Here is an 18,201-nt window from a genome sequence, read left to right as displayed (position 1 = left end):
CCTATTTCATATACAAAATTATATCAGCTTTCCCGACAGGGGCTGGCCGCGATGGAGGAGCAGGCATGCAGAGATTTGAGGGCAAAGTAGTCTTGGTGACCGGAGCAGGCAGCGGCATTGGTGCGGCTGCCGTTAAGCGGCTGCACTCCGAAGGCGCGACCGTTATTGCCGTCGATGTCACGGAGGAGGGCGTCTCGAAGGTTGTCCAGGAGATCGGCGACCGGACGAGAGTGGAAGGCATCGCACTGGATGTCTGCGATCATTCTGCATCCATCGAGACAGTTGCGGATGTGCGCAAACGCCACGGGGCGCTACACGGACTGGTCAATTGTGCTGGCATCAAGGGCGTCGGCAGCATCGTGGATGTCGAACCGGAGAGTTTCGGTCGCGTCATGGCGGTTAACCTCGAGGGCACCATCAACCTCTGCCAAGCCTTCGTGCAAGCGGTGAAAGACGATACCGGTGACCGCGCGATCGTGAACATCTCCTCTGGCGCGGGTGTGATGGGCGTTGCGAACAGGCTGCCCTACGTGGCCTCCAAGTTCGCGGTGTCCGGCATCACGAAATCGATGTCGCCTGAACTCGGGCCGCTTGGCATTCGCGTGAACGCGGTAGCGCCGGGTATGACTAAAACACCGTTCACTGAATACATGCTGCAGGACGCGGCTGCTGTGGAACGGGTCAATGCCAAGCATCCGATCGGCAGAATGGGAGAGCCCGAGGAAATTGCAGCAGTCATCGCTTTCCTTCTCACCACGGACGCAAGCTTCATGACCGGCGCGATCGTTGCGGTCGACGGAGGCCAGACCGCCTGCCTTTGATCTGTTGGTGCTGACCAACGAAGGAGGATGCGTTGGCCGATATTCGACTTTTAGTGGACTGCAAGAACAATCTCGGCGAAGGCCCGGTTTGGGACGTCCGCGAACAGCGCTTGTACTGGGTGGACAGCACTGCAGGAGAGATATGGTCCTGCCGTGAAAACGGGCGCGATGTTCGGACCCACTATGTGCCAACCTACATCGGCTCCATGGCACTACGTGAAAGCGGAGGCGCTGTTCTGGCGCTCGCAAGCGGGTTTGCCCTCTACGAGTTCGATACCCAGCGGATCGAGTATGTTGGAAATCCGCTGGCCGATCAACCCGAGTACAGGTTCAACGATGGGAAGGTCGATCGACAGGGCAGGTTTTTCGCGGGGTGCATGGGCTACGACTTCCATCCGCTTGATGTGACCATACCCAGAAAGCCCTCCGGAAAGGGGTCGCTGTACCGCTTGGACCCCGACCTCCGGGTGACGCAGATCGACACGGGGTTCATTTGCTTCAATGCGCCTTGTTGGAGCCCGGACAGCCGGACTTTTTATTGCGGTGACTCCGAGCACAAGGCCATCTGGGCATACGACTATGATCTTGAAACGGGCAAAGTCAGCGACAAGCGCCTCTTTGTATCCGATGCGGGCTACGTGAGCACGGTAGACGGCGCGACCGTCGATACCGACGGCTTCATTTGGAACGCAAAGGTCCTCGGGGGCCGGATCGTCCGATACACGCCGGATGGGATCATCGACCGGGTGATCGAGGTCCCAGTGCGCAACGTGACGAGCATCATGTTCGGGGGCCCCGATCTCGACATCCTTTATTTCACCAGCATGGGACGCCCGATGCGCGGCATCCCGCCCAAGGAACCCGGAGCCGGGGGCCTGTTCGCCATTCATGGTCTCGGGGTCAAAGGACTTCCTGAGACCCGGTTCGCCGGTTGACCGGCAGTTTAAATACAAAACGAGGACGACTTCGAATGACCATCACTCCCGACCTTTCGCAGCAACTTGCCGAATTCGCCGCAAACACCAGGTTCGCCGATCTGCCGTCTGCTGCGGTCGAAGCGGCGAAGAAAAGTGTCCTTGATACGATTGGCGTCATGCTGGCCGCGAGTGGCATGGAACCTGCGGTCAGGCCGATCGTCGAACTGGTGCAGGAGACCGGCGGCAAGCGCGAGGCGACTGTTTTGGGATATGGCGACCGGGTTCCGGCCGGCGCTGCGGCTTTCGCCAATGGCGCGCTCGCGCACGGCCTTGACTTTGACAGTCAGACTCCATGGGGCGCGCACGCCGACAGCTCGATCATTCCGACGGTGCTCGCATTGGCGGAACTGCGCGAGGGTGTGACCGGAGAGGAGCTGATCACGGCAGTCGCCATCGGGCAGGAGATTTTCATTCGCCTTCGCTGCAATGTCGGCTGGCATATGGACTGGAACCTCTCGACCGTCATTGGCTGCTTCTCCGCGACAGCGGCCGGCGGCTCGATCTTCAAGCTCGACGCGACGCAGCTGGCCAATGCGCTCGGCGTCGCCAGCCTGCAGTCCAGCGGAACGATGGAGCAGATTTTCGGGCTCGGGAGCGATCTGAGGGGCATGTACGCCGGGTTCAGCTCGCAGGCGAGCGTCAATGCCGTCAGGCTCGCCGCACGCGGGATGACCGGCATCCGCAACCTCTTCGAAGGGGAGGCGGGGGTCTTCAAGGTCTATTTCAAGGGTGAGTACGATCGCGACAAGATGGTCGCCAACCTCGGCAAGGAGTTCCTCAGTGGAGGAATGACATACAAATATTGGCCGGCTGTCGGGAACGCCCACACCTACATTCATGCGGCGATCGAGTTGATGAAGGAAAACGACGTAGCGCTGGATCAGGTTACCGAGGTGAAGGTCTTTGTCGGTGACTTCCAGCAAAGGATGTGCTCGCCTTTGGCGGAGCGGCAGGTTCCAAGCACGCTTGTGGATGCCAAGTTCAGCCTGCCGTTCCTGGTCGCCCTCGCACTGGCAAAAGGGCAGATGGAGGTCGGGGACTTCACGAGCGAGGCGCTGAAAGATCGTGCGGTCCTCGCCTTGGCCCTCAAGGTCGTGCCAGTCCCCGACAGCAGCTATAACTGGACATCGAAACTGCCTGACGGAAAAATCGAAGTGCTGCTCGCAGACGGCACCAGCATCTCGCGCCTGGGATCGAGAGTGCCGGGGACGGTCGAACTGCCGATGACCTGGGAGGAACTCTTCCACAAGTTTGGTTCCTGCGCTCGTGCGGCAGTCTCACCACTGTCGGCCGAAAGCATTTCCGAGCTTTGCAACTCGATGAAGACACTCGAAACCATCGGTGACGTCCGGGAGATCGTTGCGACCGCCGTGTCAAGCGTCAGCGTTGCACACAGAAAGTCCGCATAGCCCGCGACCCGGGTTTCTCCCCGGGGCGGCGGACCCGTCCCCGGACATCGAAACAGCCATGTATCTCAATGGGAGGAGAGCAGCATGCCAAACTTTGAAATCACGAGACGCCGGTTCCTTATGACCGGAGCGGCAACCGCCGCAACCCTTGCAGTGTCAGGTTCTGCGTGGGCCACGTATCCGGACAAACCCGTCAAGTGGATCGTCGGCTTTCCGCCCGGTGGAGCCACGGACACCGTCGCCCGTCTCGTCGGCCATCCAATGTCGGAGGCACTCGGAAAGCCGATCGTTGTCGATAATCGCCCCGGTGCCGGCAGCTCGGTAGGTGCGGCAGCATTGGCGAGTTCTCCGGCGGACGGGTACACCGTTGGAAGCGCGGATAACGGGACGCTGATCATCAATCCCGTCGTTTACCCCAAAATCCAGTACGACCCGGACCGCGATTTTAGGCCCGTGGGTATGTATGCCGGCATCAACCTGCTGCTTTGCGTCCCCAGCAACTCGCCGATCAAAACGGCGGCGGAATACCTGGAGAAAGCCAAGGGTGCGCCTGAACCAATTCTCTACGCCAGCCCCGGGATCGGCACGCCACTTCACCTCGCGATGGAGCGTCTCGCCCGCGACGCAAACGTGCATCTCAAGCACGTGGCATACAAGGGCATGGCTCCCGCGTTGAATGACGTCCTAGCCGGTATTGTTGACAGCATCGTGATCGACTACACGACGGCCAATTCGCAAATCAAGGATGGGAAAATCCGAGCGATCGCGGTCTTCTCGGAAAAGCGCCTGACGGTGCTTCCTGACGTTCTGACGATGGCGGAGCAGGGCGTGCCCGGCTTCTCGGCTGGGGCTTGGCACTCGCTGATTGTGCCCAAGGCCACGCCGGATGACGTGGTCGCAACCCTGTCTCAGGCACTCGGCAAGGCTTTGCAGGACCCGTTGGTGAAGACCCGCTATGCCGAGCTTGGTCTCGACATGCCTCCGAGCGACCCCGAAACCATGGCTCAGCGATGGGCAAGCGATAAAGCCACCTGGCAGCCTCTGATCCGTTCGCTGAACATCAAGCTCGACGGCTGAATTCAAATGGTGTGTCCGGGCATCTGGCCCGGGCACACGCTCACGCCACACGAACTCAGAACGGGCGTTAATCGATCTCGTGCGTTGCCGATCAGCCAACTCAGGAACACCATGAACGCTGAATCGCGCCGGCAGGCAGGATGGCTAAAGCCGCCGAAATTGCGAGCGTCGCGCTCGGCCCCGCAGGTTGTGAGGCGAGCTTCGTCCATTGGTTGGTCTATACCGCTGACGGGGGCGCTCATCCGATGAGCATGTCGGGCACGTGGTCAGCGAATCTATGCCGTCGCCGGTTGCTCGTTATCGCGTCCGATTGATGAGCGTGTTCGATAACCGTTAGCAAGATATCGTACCTAATCATCTTTTTCAGCTGCCCTACGTTGAGAGACGGCGTTTCTCGGAATGCGCCAGGCCATCAGCAACGAATGGAGCTGGAGATGAGAGATCACTCACATTTGGAACTTTCACGTCGAGACTTGCTTGTCTCTTCGGCGGCGGCACTCGCCGTTACTGGAGTTGCTGCAAAAGGGGCAGCGGCACAATCCTCGGGGAAAGAAGTGAACTTCAACACAAGCGTTTCCTTCAAGGTGAACGGCGAGATGCGCGATCTCGAGGTCGACAATCGTACGACCTTGCTCGATGCCTTACGCGAGCACCTTCATCTGACAGGCACGAAGAAGGGCTGCGATCACGGCCAGTGCGGCGCATGCACCGTGATGGTGGACGGACGTCGGATCAATTCCTGCCTGACGTTGGCTGTCATGCACGAGGGTGACGAGGTCACAACCATCGAAGGCCTCGGACAACCCGGCGACCTTCACCCGATGCAAGCCGCATTCGTCAAACACGACGGCTTCCAGTGTGGTTACTGCACCCCCGGACAGATCTGTTCCTCCGTGGCGGTGTTGGAAGAAATCAAATCGAATATCCCTAGCCACGTGACTCAAGACATCTCGGCAAAGGTTGAACTTACCGCTGGGGAAGTCAGGGAGCGAATGAGCGGAAACATCTGTCGATGCGGCGCATATTCCAACATTCTCGACGCAATCTCTGAAGTGGGGGGGATCAAAGCATGAGACCCTTCACCTATGAGCGAGCCACGACGGTACAGGCCGCAGCGAAAGCAGCAGCAGCCAATCCGGAAGCGAAATTCATCGCTGGCGGCACCAATCTCCTGGACTTGATGAAGCTAGAGATCGAACAGCCGATGCATCTCATTGACGTAAACGGCATTGGCCTCGATAAAATTGAATCGACGTCCGAAGGGGGCCTCCGCATAGGCGCTCTGGTCCGCAACACCGATCTGGCAAGTGACGCCACCGTCCGCCGAGATTACGGATTGCTTACCCGCGCTCTTGTCGCCGGGGCATCCGGCCAGCTGCGCAATAAAGCCACTACGGCAGGCAACCTCCTGCAACGCACACGCTGTCCGTATTTCTACGACACCAATCAACCCTGTAACAAAAGGCAGCCGGGAAGCGGGTGCTCGGCACTTGGCGGGTTCTCCCGCCAGCATGCGGTCGTCGGAAGTAGCGATTCCTGTATTGCGACTCATCCCAGCGATATGGCTGTTGCGATGAGGGCGCTAGACGCGACCGTCGAAACGGTCAAGGGCGACGGCAGCACTCGCGCAGTCCCGATCGCAGACTTCTACCGGCTGCCAGGCGATACGCCCCATGTCGAGACCGTGCTTGAGCCGGGTGAGTTCATAACTGCAGTGACGCTGCCCAAGCCGATTGGCGGCAAGCATATCTATCGCAAAGTGCGCGATCGCGCCTCTTACGCGTTTGCGCTCGTATCCGTTGCCGCAGTGATCCAACCGGATGGCACCGGCCGCGTGGCTCTCGGTGGCGTTGCTCACAAGCCATGGCGAACAGCGTCAGGCGACCAGCAGCTGAAGAACGGGGCAAAAGCCGCGAGCGCGGCACTGCTCGCCGACGCACGCCCAACGGAGCAAAATCGCTTCAAGGTGACGCTCGTGGAACGAACGATCGGCTCGGTGATCGCAGAGGCAAGGGGATAACGACCATGAAATTCGACACACCAGCAGTCAACAATCCCATCGATCAAATGAAGGTCGTCGGACAGCCCATCCCCCGCATTGACGGGCAACTGAAGACGACCGGCCGAGCGATGTATGCCTATGAGTGGCATGATCCGAAGGTCCCCTATGCCTACGGTTATCCAGTCGGTTCGTCGATCGCTAAGGGCCGTATCCGGTCAATGAACACCGATGCCGCAAAGCGGTCCCCCGGCGTTCTGGCGGTTGTGACCACTTTGGACGTGGGAAAGCGCGAAAAGGGCAAGTTCAACACGGCCAATCTCTTCGGAGGCGATGAAGTCCAGCACTATCATCAGGCGGTGGCGGTGGTGGTCGCCGAAACCTTTGAGCAGGCGCGCTTTGCCGCTTCGCTCATCAAGATCGATTACGAAACCGCGATGGGGAGTTTCGACCTGGCGAAGGCCAAGGACAGCGCCGTCAAGCCCGACGAGAAGCAGCAGCCCGACACAGCCGTCGGCGATTTCGAGGGGGCCTTCAAGAACGCCTCCGTGACCTTGGACCAGTCCTACACGACCCCCGACCAGTCCCACTCGATGATGGAGCCGCACGCTTCGATCGCCGCTTGGGACGGCGAGAAGGTGACCGTGTGGACTTCCAGCCAGATGATTGATTGGTGGCGATCCGATCTGGCGACCACTCTTGGCATAGACAAGGACAATATTCATCTGATGTCGCCGTTCATCGGCGGCGGGTTCGGGGGCAAGCTGTTTCTGCGAGCCGATGCCGTGCTGGCCGCCTTCGGAGCAAAGGCCGCAGGCAGACCGGTCAAGGTCGCGCTGCCGCGTCCTTTCATGCCGAACAACACGACCCATCGGCCAGCGACCATCCAGCGTATCCGCATCGGCGCGTCTCGGGATGGAAAGATCACCGCGATTGCCCATGAAAGCTGGTCTGGCGACCAGAAGGGAGGCCAGCTGGAAACTGCTGTCAATCAAACCCGGCTGCTTTACGCCGGCGAGAATCGCATGACGGCGATGAGGTTGGCGACACTTGATCTGCCGGAAGGCAATGCGATGCGAGCGCCGGGCGAAGCACCCGGATTGATGGCGCTCGAGATCGCAATCGACGAGATCGCCGAAAAGGTGGGCGTCGATCCTGTCGAATTCCGCATTCTCAACGATACTCAGGTCGATCCTGAGAAGCCCGAACGACCATTCACACAGCGGAACCTGGTCGGTTGTCTAAAGCTTGGCGCGGAACGCTTCGGTTGGAGCCAACGCGGGAAGCCAGGTTCGCGTCGGGAAGGAAGTTGGCTCATCGGCCTCGGTGTCGCAGCGGCATTCCGGAACAATCTTCTACTTCCTTCTGCTGCCCGGGTTCGACTCGGCGCGGACGGGGTTGCAACGGTCGAAACTGATATGACGGATATCGGCACAGGCAGTTACACCATCATTGCGCAGACGGCTGCCGAGATGCTGGGTCTCCCGGTAGATCGGGTGGCCGTTCAGCTCGGCGACTCACGCTTTCCTGTTTCCGCAGGTTCAGGCGGCCAATTCGGGGCGAACTGTTCCACCTCGGGCGTCTATGCCGCGTGTGTGAAGCTCCGTGAGGCGGTGGCACAGAAACTCGGCTTCAACACCGACGAAGTGGTGTTTGAGAATGGACAGGTACGATCGGGCAACCGTTCGGTCGCGCTCGCCGAAGCAGCCGGTCCCGACGGGTTAATTGGCGAAGACAATATGGAATGGGGTGATCTGGCTGACACGCATCAACAGTCGACCTTTGGTGCGCACTTCGTTGAAGTCGGCGTCGATGTCGCCACGGGTGAAACGCGCATTCGGCGTATGCTGGCAGTTTGCGCCGCCGGCCGAATCCTCAACCCCATCACGGCGCGCAGCCAGGTCATCGGTGCCATGACGATGGGGGTAGGTGGAGCCCTGTCAGAGGAGCTGGCGGTCGACACCAAACAAGGTTTCTTCGTCAACCACGATCTCGCGGGCTACGAGGTTCCCGTGCACGCCGACATTCCCCACCAAGAGGTGGTGTTCATGGATGAGGCAGATCCAATGTCGTCGCCGATGAAGGCTAAAGGCGTTGGCGAACTTGGACTTTGTGGTGTTTCGGCCGCCGTCGCGAACGCGATCTATAACGCTAGCGGGGTGAGAGTGCGTCACTATCCTATGACCCTCGACAAAATCATAGGCGGGTTGCCGGATGTTGCATGAGAATATCACCGCACTCTCGGACAGCAATCCGCACGAGGTCGGCGAGGCTACGGTAAGGCCGACGCCGGTTCGATCGTTGCTCACTGATGATGTGGAAGAGATATTTCGCTTTGCGATCAGGGAGCTTGCTCGGGGCAGGGTGGCGCTTGCCACCCTGGTCGAAATCCGGGGAGGAGCCGCGCGCGCACTTGGCTCCCATGTCGTCATTGCGGCCGATGGCCGTTTCTGTGGCTATGTATCTGGCGGCTGCATTGAGGCGGCGATTGCTTTTGAGGCGCTCGACGCGCTCAGCGAAGACAAAGACCGCGAGGTAAAATACGGAGAAGGCTCGTCCTTTTTCGATATTGTCCTGCCATGCGGCGGCGGGATCACGGTGTCGATTCACGTGCTGCGCGACGCTCAAGTGCTAAGCCAGGTACTCACGGAGCTTGGTCACCGCCGGAGCGCGGGCCTTCGCTACTCGAGGTCACTAAAACAGCTTGAGATGGTTGAACCACCGGAAAGGGCCGGCTGTGTTGATGGCGGCTTCGAAACAATTTATCGGCCACGCACGCGCGTTGTGATCTCCGGTCAGAGCGTTGAGGCCGAGCGGGTTGCCGCTATCTCCAATTCATCCGGGTATGAGGTCGTCACACACACGAAGAGAGAAAGAGACCTGCCCGATATCGATCAGTACACCGCGGTAGTTCTTCTCCACCATGACCTCGATGCGGAGCAGGCGGTGCTGCATGCAGCACTGCGCTCGAACGCGTTTTACATCGGTGCGTTGGGCAGTACTCGCACCCACCGCAAAAGAGTAGATAGGCTCGACAGTTCCGGGTTCTCGAAGGCGCAAATCCGTCGGATAAAAGCGCCGATCGGTGTGTTCGGACCAACTCGTGACGCCAACTCACTTGGCCTGTCCGTCTTGGCCGATGTTGCAGCTACGCGCTTGTCCATCTACGCGTGAGGCACCATGGCACCGCTCCAGAATGCGCTGATTTCGGTTGCGGTCGTTGTCCTAGCGGCAGGGAGATCGAGCAGAATGGAGCGCTCCGGACACAAGCTCCTGGCGCGATTTCGTGGCGTGACCCTAGTTCGCTTGGCTGCTTTGGCCGCGACCGGTTGCGAGAGTGGCTCGGTCGTGATGGTGACCGGATATCGAGGTACTGACATCGAGGCCGAAATTGCGGGGCTCGAACTGAGCGTTGTAAGAAATTTCTACTACGCTGATGGCATGGCAAGTTCGATCGTGCTCGGCGTCGGGCGCGCCGCCGATTTCGATCCCGATGGCATCATGATCATGCTTGCAGACATGCCGCTACTCAAAACAAAGGACCTCGATACGCTCATTGGTGTTTTTCGGACGAGCAGTGCCAAGGCCATCGTCCGAGCGGCATGCGACGGGGTCCCGGGCAATCCTGTTATTTTCCCACGCTCGGCCTTTGCGGCACTCCAAGGTCTTCGTGGTGACAACGGCGCTCGTGCGATAATTTCGCAGTCTGCTCTCGACGTAATCGACGTTGAGATCGGCGTGAGCGCAAAGATGGACATCGACACCACAGAGCAACTATTTGCTTTTGGCGCGCAGCCGGAAGCCAACTGATGGACGAGATTTCTTCTCGTCCGAGCGCCTCTGCGTATTCTCTGCCGATTGATGAAATACCCTCATAACGTCAAACGGTTGTGGGCTCTAATCCCAGCCTGTTGTCTTTGCTATTTGTTGTCTGGCCGCCTCCGGATCGCACCGGAGCGAGCGGTTTTTAGTTTTGGGATCTCGTTCGGTGGGGAGGACCGGTAACGAAAGGATTTATTGAATGCCACGTAAGACTTTTGCGGGCTTGGTCTGTGCTGTTGCTGTCGGTTTCGTCGTTTTAGCAGTAGTCTGTATCTCCGGCCCCGCCCTCAATGAAACCACGCCAGCTTCCGCGGCGGAAAACGCCGTCACCTTTCCTCCAGTTGATCAACTGATCCATTACACGACCGTGCGGCGCGGAGTGACAAGAGAACACATGCTCACAAACCCTCAGGCTCTCGCTGCAATCAAGGCTGGCCAGCCGGTGGCGGTCGGGACGCACGTGGTATTGGTCGATTACCAGAGTGATGTGCTGCACCGCTATCTCGTCGCGCAGAAAGTGGGCGAGGGCTCTGCCGATTGGGCGTATCAATGGTTCTGGCCGGACAAGTCCATCAAGGCCGACGAGAACGTAGCACAGTGCTACTCGTGCCATCGTTCGCGCGAGGATCGCCATTTCATGTTCACGTTCACCGACGCGCTGTCGTTCAAGTGATCAGGCACAGAGGCGCTTCATTCTCCATGGTCCAAAGCTTTCTTTTGCAACGTGTGATGCTGCCGTCGTTGATGCTCGCGTTGTTGCTTCTCTCGCTTGCTTACTGGTGGCTGGACAACGTGCCCCACGAAGTCTTTGGAACCGGGCTCTTTGCGTTGCTCTGCTGGCACATCTACGCAAACCGCACTTGGTTCAAGAACCTGACGCGTGGGAAATACGATGCGATGCGAGCAGTCCGCGTATTCCTCCACGCCGGTCTCATGGCGAACATGCTCGTGCTGCTCGTCACCAGTGTGGTTATTTCGAAGTCGGTCTTTGCCGGGCTGCCTATACCGGATTCTGTCTATCTGAGAGAAATACACTGGTTCGCTTCCTACTGGGTCATCATCGTTACCGGCATCCACGTGGGTCTGCATTGGGAGCGTTTGCGAACGAGCTTATTAAACCATTTGGGTTTCAGGCAGACGACTCCGGCACTGCGATTTGTCTTCCTAGCAATGGGCGCTGCCTTTGCCTTGCAGGGGCTGGCGAGTTTTGAGACGCTTGGCGTCTGGACGAAGCTGACGTTCAATTACAGCTTGGATTTTTGGGACTTTACCGCCTCCGTCACGCCGTTCTTCGGCCATTGGCTGGCAGTGTTTATGCTGCCAGCCACTATCACTCACATGCTGATGGCGATCTGGAGAAGGTCGGGCAGAAGAACCTCAACCTCGGTTAGGGGAGCCTCGGTCGATCAGGAAACTTCATGATCGATGGCGCAATGCATCGAGCAGCGCGGCGAACGCGGGTGAGGACTGCCGGCGGCTTGGATAATAGAGGTAGTAGCCATCCCACGGGGGAGAGAACTCTTGAAGGACATGTTCAAGTTTTCCGTCTTTGACGAGAGGCTGCACGATTTCCAAGGGGATGTACGACAAACCGAACCCGTCCAGCGTCGCCTCTAGTGCATTGAATGTGTTGTTGAACACAAGCTGCCCGTCGACCTTAATCCTGATTTCTTGGCCGTCCTCCTCGAATTCCCATGCGTAAAGGCCTCCTGAACTGGGAAGGCGAAAGTTTATGCAGGTGTGGTCCACTAGGTCTTTGGGGTGCGCGGGTACTCCATGCTTCTCGAAATAGGAAGGGGAACCAACCACGGCCAAGCTGAAATCCGGACCGATCCGCGCGGAGATCATGTCTTTCGCAAGATGCTCCCCCATGCGGACGCCCGCGTCGTAGCGCTCGTTGACGATGTCCGTGAGGCCGTTGTCGAGGATCAGTTCAACCTTGATGTCAGGGTAATGCGGTAGGAAAGTCCTTAGCTTGGGCCAGAGAACGTGGGTAATTGCATAATCAGACGCTGAAATACGGATCGTTCCGGCAGGTTTGTCTCGAAGATCACTCAATGCCTCGACCTGAGCATCGATTTCGTCTAGGTGCGGTCCTATGCCGTCGAGAAGCCTCTCTCCGGCCTCCGTAAGGGAAACCGCCCGGGTTGTACGGGTCAACAATCGTACGCCAAGCCTGGTTTCAAGTTGTCGAATGGTATGGCTGAGTGCAGACTGTGACACTCCGACTTTCGCTGCTGCACGGGTAAAACTGCGCTCACGCGCAACCTCTGCAAACGCATTCAAATCACTGATAGACTCGCGAGCCACTCATGAATCCTTCTCATACTACAAGGAGGATTATATCGCGTTATTTCTGAAAATTTCCACTGAACTCATTTCACGCATGCGTGATGACTCATGTTTTCGCCGCGCGACACCACACAGCAATTGGAGTTGTTCGGCCACGGACGCGACGCGAAGTGTCGGGGTATAGCCCGGGCATAATGTCGGTTGCGTCCGCCCCCCGCGAGTTGACCGCCGACACGAGATCGTTGCTGACCATCACATGGGACGGCGTTCCCCTCGTGAGGCGTTCCAGTCTGCTCGCGACATTCACGGTGTCGCCGAGAACAGTGTATTCCAGGCGACGGGTGTGACCAGTGTTGCCGACAACGACCTCTCCATAGTGCAGGCCGATACCGATCTGAATGGGCGCTAGACCTTCGACTTTCCGTTCCTCGTTCCACTTTTCGATCTCGCCGACCATCGCCTCCGCGCAAGCCAACGCCCGGACAGGGTCGTCGTTTCGCGGTTCGGGAGTGCCGAAGTGAACCATGATCGAGTCACCGATATATTTGTCGACGGTGCCGCCGTGTTGAAAGGTCACTTTGGCAAGACGGCTGTGGAACGCCCTGAGCAGCAACATGATCTCGTTTGGCGAAGACTTCTCGGAGATCGAGGTGAAACCAACCATGTCAGCGAATAGGACGGCTGCGTACTGGGTGTTCGATTCGTCGAGATCGGAATGATCGTTGGAAAGTTCGTCGACGATATTAGGTGAAAAATATCTGGCCAGATTGGAGCGCTCCCTCTCGACGGCAACCTGCTTTCTGACAAGCTGCCGTGATCGCCAGACCGTCACGGTCAGCATCACCGTCACCAGAAAAATGAACAGTAGCTGATTGTACCAAATCGTGAGGCTGACGGTATTCCGATCGAGGAAGCTTGCTATCACGGCCTCGGACGACATGCCGGTATCAAGGGTCTTTCTCGAGCTGGACAGCACGGACGCGGGGAGTGAGGCGACCCAAGCGAAGCCGATGCTCCAGGCCACCGCCGCCATGAAACCCGAAAGCAGCACTAACCATGGCGAATAGCTGAGGGCCATACCGATAATGTAAATGCCAACGTAGAGGAAGTTCGGCAGGCGCAGATTTATCTGAGGCGTCCAGTCGTCGACGTAGAATGGGGGAGGCACGATTAGTAGGAACGTCAGGACAGAGACATCTAGAAGGACGAATAAGGCGAGGATGATTTTCTGCTTCAGCCCGTGCTTCACAAGGAGGCGCGGCAATGCACCAAGAAGGCCGAAAAGCAACAATGCCAATAGATAGCCGCCTGAACGCTCGAAGGGTAGGGTCAATGCCCAAAGAGAAAGAATGGCAAGGACTGTCGATCTTCCCAAGAAAATGGTTGTAAGTCCACGCAGCTCTTCCCGGGTGAGTTCGTCTTCGATGGATTGGGCGGTCGGCTCGCTGGCATGGGGAGTCGAGATGTCTTCAATGCGCGGGAAGGGGCTCGCGCGCAACAGAGGTGCCAGCATATTCCGAAATCTCGCCATGTGGATCGCGGCTCCTTGGTGATCGTTCGGCATGGCCGGCGGCTGCTACGTGCTGATCGTCCGCCATCCAGCTCGGGCGAGGACCAAGAAAGATATAAGTACGGCATTTTCCCCGTATTAGGTCGGCTTTTCCGTTAGCTGTTATTGGGATGGCTCATGAATAGGTGGCGCTCTTGGCTACCTGAGAGCGTGCCGGACTCGAAAGACTGTCAGCGCCACTGCCGCTACAACGACTGGGATAGACACCAGCATAGTGAATGGTCCGAGATGTACGCCAGCATGGTCCAGGGTCTCCGCGGTCATCTTCAGCAAACTCAGCAAGTAGTAGCTTATCGCTATGATGGAGAATCCTTCCACCGCGCGCTGGATTTTCAGTTGAACAGCGGCCCGTTCCGCCATCGCGCGTATCTGGACGGTGTTCTGGTATTCGATCTCGAGCTGAATGCGCGTTTGAAGCAAGTCAAGAAGGTGCATCGTGGCATGCGACAGCTGTTCCAGTCGCAGTGCCGTCGCAGCACAAGTTCGAACCGCCGGCTTGAATCTCCTTGCAACGAAGACACCGAACCGCTGAAAGCCGGGGACATGGGATTCGCGCAGCTCGGCTATGCGCTCTTCCACGATGGTTGCGTACGCCGCTGTCGCCCCGAAGCGATTTCGCGTCTCCGCGGTCGCGGAGATCACGTGCGCTGACAGCGTGGAAATCTCGTCGAGGAGCCTCTTGTGCTCGTCGGCGGGAGTGTTCAGATGACGGTTTGTAAGATCGGTTAGCTTCTCGTCGAAGTACTTCAGCACCGGTGCGAGGCGTCGGGCCTCTGGTAGGCCCAACAGGGCCATCGACCGATAGGTTTCAATCTCGCAAATCCGCCGTACCATTCGACCCAGCCGATAAGCGTTGAGTTCGGCGTTGAACAAAAGGATTCGGCTGCTCTCGCCGGGGCCCACGAGGAAATCCGAGCAAACCTGCGCCGCGCTACCACCAATGGCAGATGCGGCCGTGTCGCCGAACCCATACTGTCTGAGGGTCGGAGAGAGATCTTCAGGCGGCGCATCGAGAACCAACACCGAGATCCTACAGATCAATTGAGAGGGTGTAGTGGTAACGCCAAAGTCCTTATGGAAACGCGTTTCCTGCGGCCATGCCTGCACTGGCAGTTTGAGCGGCGTGACCCTCGTCACTGTCGTGAATTCTGTGTGGTGCTCGATTTGCACCCTAATTCCGTCATCGCTCGTCGCGTTCTTCTGCTGGATTTCGACGATTCCTTGCGTCTGCGTTGAAGCGGGCATGAACGCAACATGCTCAACGAGAGAAGGTCCGCTGAAGTAAATTGAGGGGCGCGCATGAAGTTCGGCATTGAAATTCGTCGAAGCACTCACCTTTAGCTCCCCGTCGAGGGTTGTCGTCAATCGTTTCCTTGATAGCTATTTAGCTGCCCTTTCGGAACTCGTTGCTCGGCGGGCGTCCGAGGCTCGCGACGCGACGTCTCTCGTGGTTTGATCTCCGTCGCAGCGCGGACTGCCATAATTCCCACAGGCTTGTATCTCTCGACGAGATTGATTTCCGAATTCTCTTTCCGTTGTGAAGGGGGCACTTTTTCCTCGCTTTGCCGACAGAGAGTTGGGGTTCCGGTCGAGTTAGATTTCGGCCACCCATCATGGCGGCTATCACGTTTGACGATTTCCGTTGTCTGCCAGGGCGGCTGATTGCTCCAGCGTCCTTGCCGGTTGGTCGGTGTCTATTCATATACTTGATGGGCAGCAGACCAGACATACTGTTCAGACATCGGGTATAACCTGTGGCTATTGCTTGGAGACCCGACATCCGCGTTATGGCCAATGCCGATCATCGTTTTTTTCTGAAGCAGGCGAAGGCGCTGCTCAGGCATCACCCGGCACGACCGATCGAAGCAATAAGGGCCTGGAGCCTGTTCCAGGTGCGCGCCCAACCATGAGCGCTGAAATCGCGAGCCAATTAGAGGAGGGGTTGGAGGACGCTTTCTGATTATCGACCCTGTCACGGCGACATTTACGAGCATTCGAGGGGCCGGCCAGCGTGATCAGAAGGATGGCGGCGTCAGTTAGCTCTTCTCAGCGATTGAAATCGACCTGTCGGCGCGAATGACAGGAGTAATGCTTGTGTAGTCGGGGATCGAATAATTGGCAGCCGTCTCTAACTTGTGCCCCGCGTGCTCAATAATCACCACAGCCGATCCGGCGGCGATACCTGCGTTGACACCAGCTTCCACATCTTCGAAGACAAGACATCCGGAGGACGCAACGCCGAGCCGCTCTGCGCCCAAGAGATAGCCCTGCGGATTGGGCTTGCCAATCTTAACATCTTCGCCAGTGACCATGAACCGGGGTACGACAAGCCCCGCGGCCTCCAAGCGACGAAGTGCAAGTGCTTTGCTCGAAGAGGTGACGATGGCCCAGTTGTCGGACGGCAAAGCAGCGAGGAACTCCTGTGCCCCGGGAATAGCGACAACGCCGTCCACATCTTCGATCTCGGCTCGTTCGATCGACGCAGCTTCTTCAATGGGGTTAACGCCCGGAAGCCCCAACTGGCTGATGGTGTCAACGCCGCGCCTTCCATGCATTGTCGGCAGAAATTCCGCGGGAACCAAACCATGGCGCTGCGCCCAAGCTCCCCAAACCCGCTCAGCGGCGGCGGCGGAACTCAAAATAGTGCCGTCCATATCGAAGAGGAACGCTGAGTATCGAACAGAAGGATTAATGGGCACCAGACACCTTTTTTAGGAAGACGGTTTCTTACTGGAGGGGACGCAACTGACCCCGACGCGCGTAGTCGTTGAGGTTCACGATGTCCACCATCCTGTCGGCTTCGTGGGCATCTAGCGTATCGAGGACGATACCATGATATTCCGCAGGCCAACCGGTAAAAAACATCGACGACCGACCAATACTTGTCGGCGGCATTCTTCAGGACCTGGTAGCGAAGATGATGCATCCCAGAGAGGGTAAAGCGTGGATGCGGCAAAACAAGGGAAGGATTGAACCCGCAGCGAAAGTCTCTGTTGTGCGAAACCGACGGACAAAACTCTTTCTTATGCGAAACTGGCAGACATTTAGGTTGATAGTTGTGTTCTTATGCGAAACTGACGGACAAAACTCGCCGAGAACAAAGCCGCCCTCACGTTTGTGGAGGGCAGCTTTACATCAATGTGTGCAACGATTATGGGGTCGGCGGAAACCCGGGGCAGGCGATCGGGTGGAAATCACCGGCGGCCGACAGCAACGAACGTCTTCACCATTCGGGCGGGCAATTTCTCAATGTTTCCTTTGTGATGACCGCGCTGTCGTAGGTTACGAACTGCGCCTTCTGTGATTTCGGATTTGTTGCCGCCTCGTAAAGCACCTTAAAAGTTAGCCGTCCCAAAAGCTCCGGACGCGTACAGACCGAGCCGTCCAGGTCGCCATTGGCGATGGCATTGTTGCCTTCGAGCGATCCACCGCCGGTCGAGACTAACTTTGCGCTTGAACCCGACATGTGCAACGCTTTAGCGCATCCAATCGCCATCGGATCAGCCTGGCTGAATATCAGGTCCAGATCGGGTGTTGTCGACAGCATGTCGTTGCACACAGCCATTCCCTGCGCGGGTGTCCAGTCGGTTTCCTGCGACGCTACGATCTGATATTGGATTCCCGCTTTATCCAGTGCTGTGCGGAAACCTTCAGTTCTTTGAGTGACGGCCGAATAGCCGTGAGCGCCTTCGACAACTGCGATTTTTGCGGAATGGGTTTTAGGCAGGAGCGTCGTCGCCAGTTCGCCCGCGCGTTCACCGATGGCCACATCGTCAGTGGTCACCAGGGCAGACAGACTCGGAAACACGTCTCTCATCTCCCGAGTTTTGCTATCGCCAACCTGGACCGCTACTGAGACGCTCGGGATATTTCGAGCGGCGCTCTTGTCGGCAAAGGTTTCGGCCAATCTCGAATCCATTGGGAGGAAACCAATTCCGTTTACGCCCTGGGAAATGAGGTCGTTGATCGCTGCTGCTTGCTTCCCAGCATTTCCTTCCGGATCCAGGACGATCGTCTTGACACCGGCCTCCGCGGCCGCCTCCTCGAAACCCTTTTTGGTGGCGGCGTTGAAAGGAATTTTGAGGCTCGCCACGACATAGCCCAAGGTCAACTGGCTGGCCGATGAGGAGGTTTCCATAGCAACCAAGAGGCCCATTGATGCGGCTGCTCCGATGGCGGCCTTTTGAAGTCGGATGTTCATAATATTTACCTTTCCGCTAGTGTCGTCTGGCCG

General features: G+C 57.9%; 16 protein-coding genes. 11 read left to right on the top strand and 5 right to left on the bottom strand.

The annotated features are described in order from the left end of the window. Positions 1–65: 65 nt before the first annotated feature. From U5G49_RS14055 to U5G49_RS14005, 11 genes are all read left to right on the top strand, one after another. Positions 66–821 carry an SDR family NAD(P)-dependent oxidoreductase gene (locus U5G49_RS14055; RefSeq protein ID WP_193445600.1) on the top strand — a complete coding sequence of 252 codons (756 nt, stop codon included), beginning with the start codon at positions 66–68 and terminating at the stop codon, positions 819–821. A gap of 32 nt (positions 822–853) precedes the next feature. Then, entirely contained in the window at positions 854–1,756 is a 903-nt protein-coding gene (locus U5G49_RS14050; RefSeq protein WP_193445602.1) for an SMP-30/gluconolactonase/LRE family protein, read from the top strand. Between the two features lie 35 nt (positions 1,757–1,791). Continuing rightward, positions 1,792–3,207, top strand: a complete 1,416-nt coding sequence (locus U5G49_RS14045) for an MmgE/PrpD family protein (protein ID WP_193445604.1) — start codon at positions 1,792–1,794, stop codon at positions 3,205–3,207. Between the two features lie 84 nt (positions 3,208–3,291). After that, a complete protein-coding gene (locus U5G49_RS14040; RefSeq protein ID WP_193445606.1) occupies positions 3,292–4,284 on the top strand; it encodes a Bug family tripartite tricarboxylate transporter substrate binding protein in 993 nt (330 codons plus the stop codon). 434 nt (positions 4,285–4,718) lie between these two features. Beyond that, a complete protein-coding gene (paoA, locus tag U5G49_RS14035) occupies positions 4,719–5,357 on the top strand; it encodes an aldehyde dehydrogenase iron-sulfur subunit PaoA (RefSeq protein ID WP_193445607.1) in 639 nt (212 codons plus the stop codon). Beyond that, the gene (locus U5G49_RS14030; RefSeq protein ID WP_193445608.1) at positions 5,354–6,304 is read left to right on the top strand and encodes an FAD binding domain-containing protein; all 951 of its coding nucleotides are present in this window, start codon (positions 5,354–5,356) and stop codon (positions 6,302–6,304) included. Before paoA ends, U5G49_RS14030 begins: the two co-directional genes overlap by 4 nt. Before the next feature lie 5 nt (positions 6,305–6,309). Next, entirely contained in the window at positions 6,310–8,508 is a 2,199-nt protein-coding gene (gene paoC / locus U5G49_RS14025) for an aldehyde oxidoreductase molybdenum-binding subunit PaoC (RefSeq protein ID WP_193445609.1), read from the top strand. Continuing rightward, complete coding sequence (locus U5G49_RS14020) at positions 8,498–9,457, top strand: XdhC family protein (RefSeq protein WP_193445610.1); 960 nt, start codon at positions 8,498–8,500, stop codon at positions 9,455–9,457. Before paoC ends, U5G49_RS14020 begins: the two co-directional genes overlap by 11 nt. Positions 9,458–9,532: 75 nt before the next feature. Continuing rightward, the gene (locus U5G49_RS14015) at positions 9,533–10,093 is read left to right on the top strand and encodes a nucleotidyltransferase family protein (protein ID WP_246289272.1); all 561 of its coding nucleotides are present in this window, start codon (positions 9,533–9,535) and stop codon (positions 10,091–10,093) included. 211 nt (positions 10,094–10,304) lie between these two features. Next, the gene (locus U5G49_RS14010) at positions 10,305–10,778 is read left to right on the top strand and encodes a hypothetical protein (protein ID WP_193445612.1); all 474 of its coding nucleotides are present in this window, start codon (positions 10,305–10,307) and stop codon (positions 10,776–10,778) included. Between the two features lie 26 nt (positions 10,779–10,804). Further along, complete coding sequence (locus U5G49_RS14005) at positions 10,805–11,527, top strand: DUF4405 domain-containing protein (protein ID WP_193445613.1); 723 nt, start codon at positions 10,805–10,807, stop codon at positions 11,525–11,527. Here U5G49_RS14005 and U5G49_RS14000 read toward each other — a convergent pair. The 5 genes from U5G49_RS14000 to U5G49_RS13980 form a co-directional block, all read right to left on the bottom strand. Continuing rightward, complete coding sequence (locus tag U5G49_RS14000; protein WP_193445614.1) at positions 11,522–12,415, bottom strand: LysR family transcriptional regulator; 894 nt, start codon at positions 12,413–12,415, stop codon at positions 11,522–11,524. The genes U5G49_RS14005 and U5G49_RS14000 overlap by 6 nt on opposite strands. An 88-nt stretch (positions 12,416–12,503) precedes the next feature. Next, positions 12,504–13,910 (bottom strand): adenylate/guanylate cyclase domain-containing protein, encoded by a 1,407-nt coding sequence (locus U5G49_RS13995; protein ID WP_284200515.1) that lies wholly within the window; start codon positions 13,908–13,910, stop codon positions 12,504–12,506. Positions 13,911–14,105: 195 nt separating this feature from the next. Next, on the bottom strand, positions 14,106–15,332 hold the full coding sequence (locus tag U5G49_RS13990) for a DUF3422 domain-containing protein (protein ID WP_193445615.1): 1,227 nt from the start codon (positions 15,330–15,332) through the stop codon (positions 14,106–14,108). Positions 15,333–16,003: 671 nt separating this feature from the next. Then, positions 16,004–16,621 (bottom strand): HAD-IA family hydrolase, encoded by a 618-nt coding sequence (locus U5G49_RS13985; protein WP_193445693.1) that lies wholly within the window; start codon positions 16,619–16,621, stop codon positions 16,004–16,006. Positions 16,622–17,190: 569 nt separating this feature from the next. After that, positions 17,191–18,168 carry a sugar ABC transporter substrate-binding protein gene (locus tag U5G49_RS13980; RefSeq protein WP_193445616.1) on the bottom strand — a complete coding sequence of 326 codons (978 nt, stop codon included), beginning with the start codon at positions 18,166–18,168 and terminating at the stop codon, positions 17,191–17,193. Positions 18,169–18,201: the final 33 nt, after the last annotated feature.

It is taken from the genome of Rhizobium indigoferae, assembly GCF_034554815.1.
GTDB classification, from domain to species: domain Bacteria; phylum Pseudomonadota; class Alphaproteobacteria; order Rhizobiales; family Rhizobiaceae; genus Rhizobium; species Rhizobium leguminosarum.
The sequence above is the reverse complement of the archived record's forward strand: the minus strand, read 5'-3'. Positions and strand labels throughout refer to the sequence as shown.

Excerpts from the sequence above, each read along its gene's own strand:
- U5G49_RS14055 (WP_193445600.1), top strand. The coding sequence starts at position 66 with ATGCAGAGATTTGAGGGCAAAGTAGTCTTGGTGACCGGAGCAGGCAGC.
- U5G49_RS14045 (WP_193445604.1), top strand. The coding sequence starts at position 1,792 with ATGACCATCACTCCCGACCTTTCGCAGCAACTTGCCGAATTCGCCGCA.
- U5G49_RS14040 (WP_193445606.1), top strand. The coding sequence starts at position 3,292 with ATGCCAAACTTTGAAATCACGAGACGCCGGTTCCTTATGACCGGAGCG.
- paoA (WP_193445607.1), top strand. The coding sequence starts at position 4,719 with ATGAGAGATCACTCACATTTGGAACTTTCACGTCGAGACTTGCTTGTC.
- U5G49_RS14030 (WP_193445608.1), top strand. The coding sequence starts at position 5,354 with ATGAGACCCTTCACCTATGAGCGAGCCACGACGGTACAGGCCGCAGCG.
- paoC (WP_193445609.1), top strand. The coding sequence starts at position 6,310 with ATGAAATTCGACACACCAGCAGTCAACAATCCCATCGATCAAATGAAG.
- U5G49_RS14020 (WP_193445610.1), top strand. The coding sequence starts at position 8,498 with ATGTTGCATGAGAATATCACCGCACTCTCGGACAGCAATCCGCACGAG.
- U5G49_RS14015 (WP_246289272.1), top strand. The coding sequence starts at position 9,533 with ATGGAGCGCTCCGGACACAAGCTCCTGGCGCGATTTCGTGGCGTGACC.
- U5G49_RS14010 (WP_193445612.1), top strand. The coding sequence starts at position 10,305 with ATGCCACGTAAGACTTTTGCGGGCTTGGTCTGTGCTGTTGCTGTCGGT.
- U5G49_RS14005 (WP_193445613.1), top strand. The coding sequence starts at position 10,805 with ATGGTCCAAAGCTTTCTTTTGCAACGTGTGATGCTGCCGTCGTTGATG.
- U5G49_RS13995 (WP_284200515.1), bottom strand. The coding sequence starts at position 13,910 with ATGCTGGCACCTCTGTTGCGCGCGAGCCCCTTCCCGCGCATTGAAGAC.
- U5G49_RS13985 (WP_193445693.1), bottom strand. The coding sequence starts at position 16,621 with ATGGACGGCACTATTTTGAGTTCCGCCGCCGCCGCTGAGCGGGTTTGG.
- U5G49_RS13980 (WP_193445616.1), bottom strand. The coding sequence starts at position 18,168 with ATGAACATCCGACTTCAAAAGGCCGCCATCGGAGCAGCCGCATCAATG.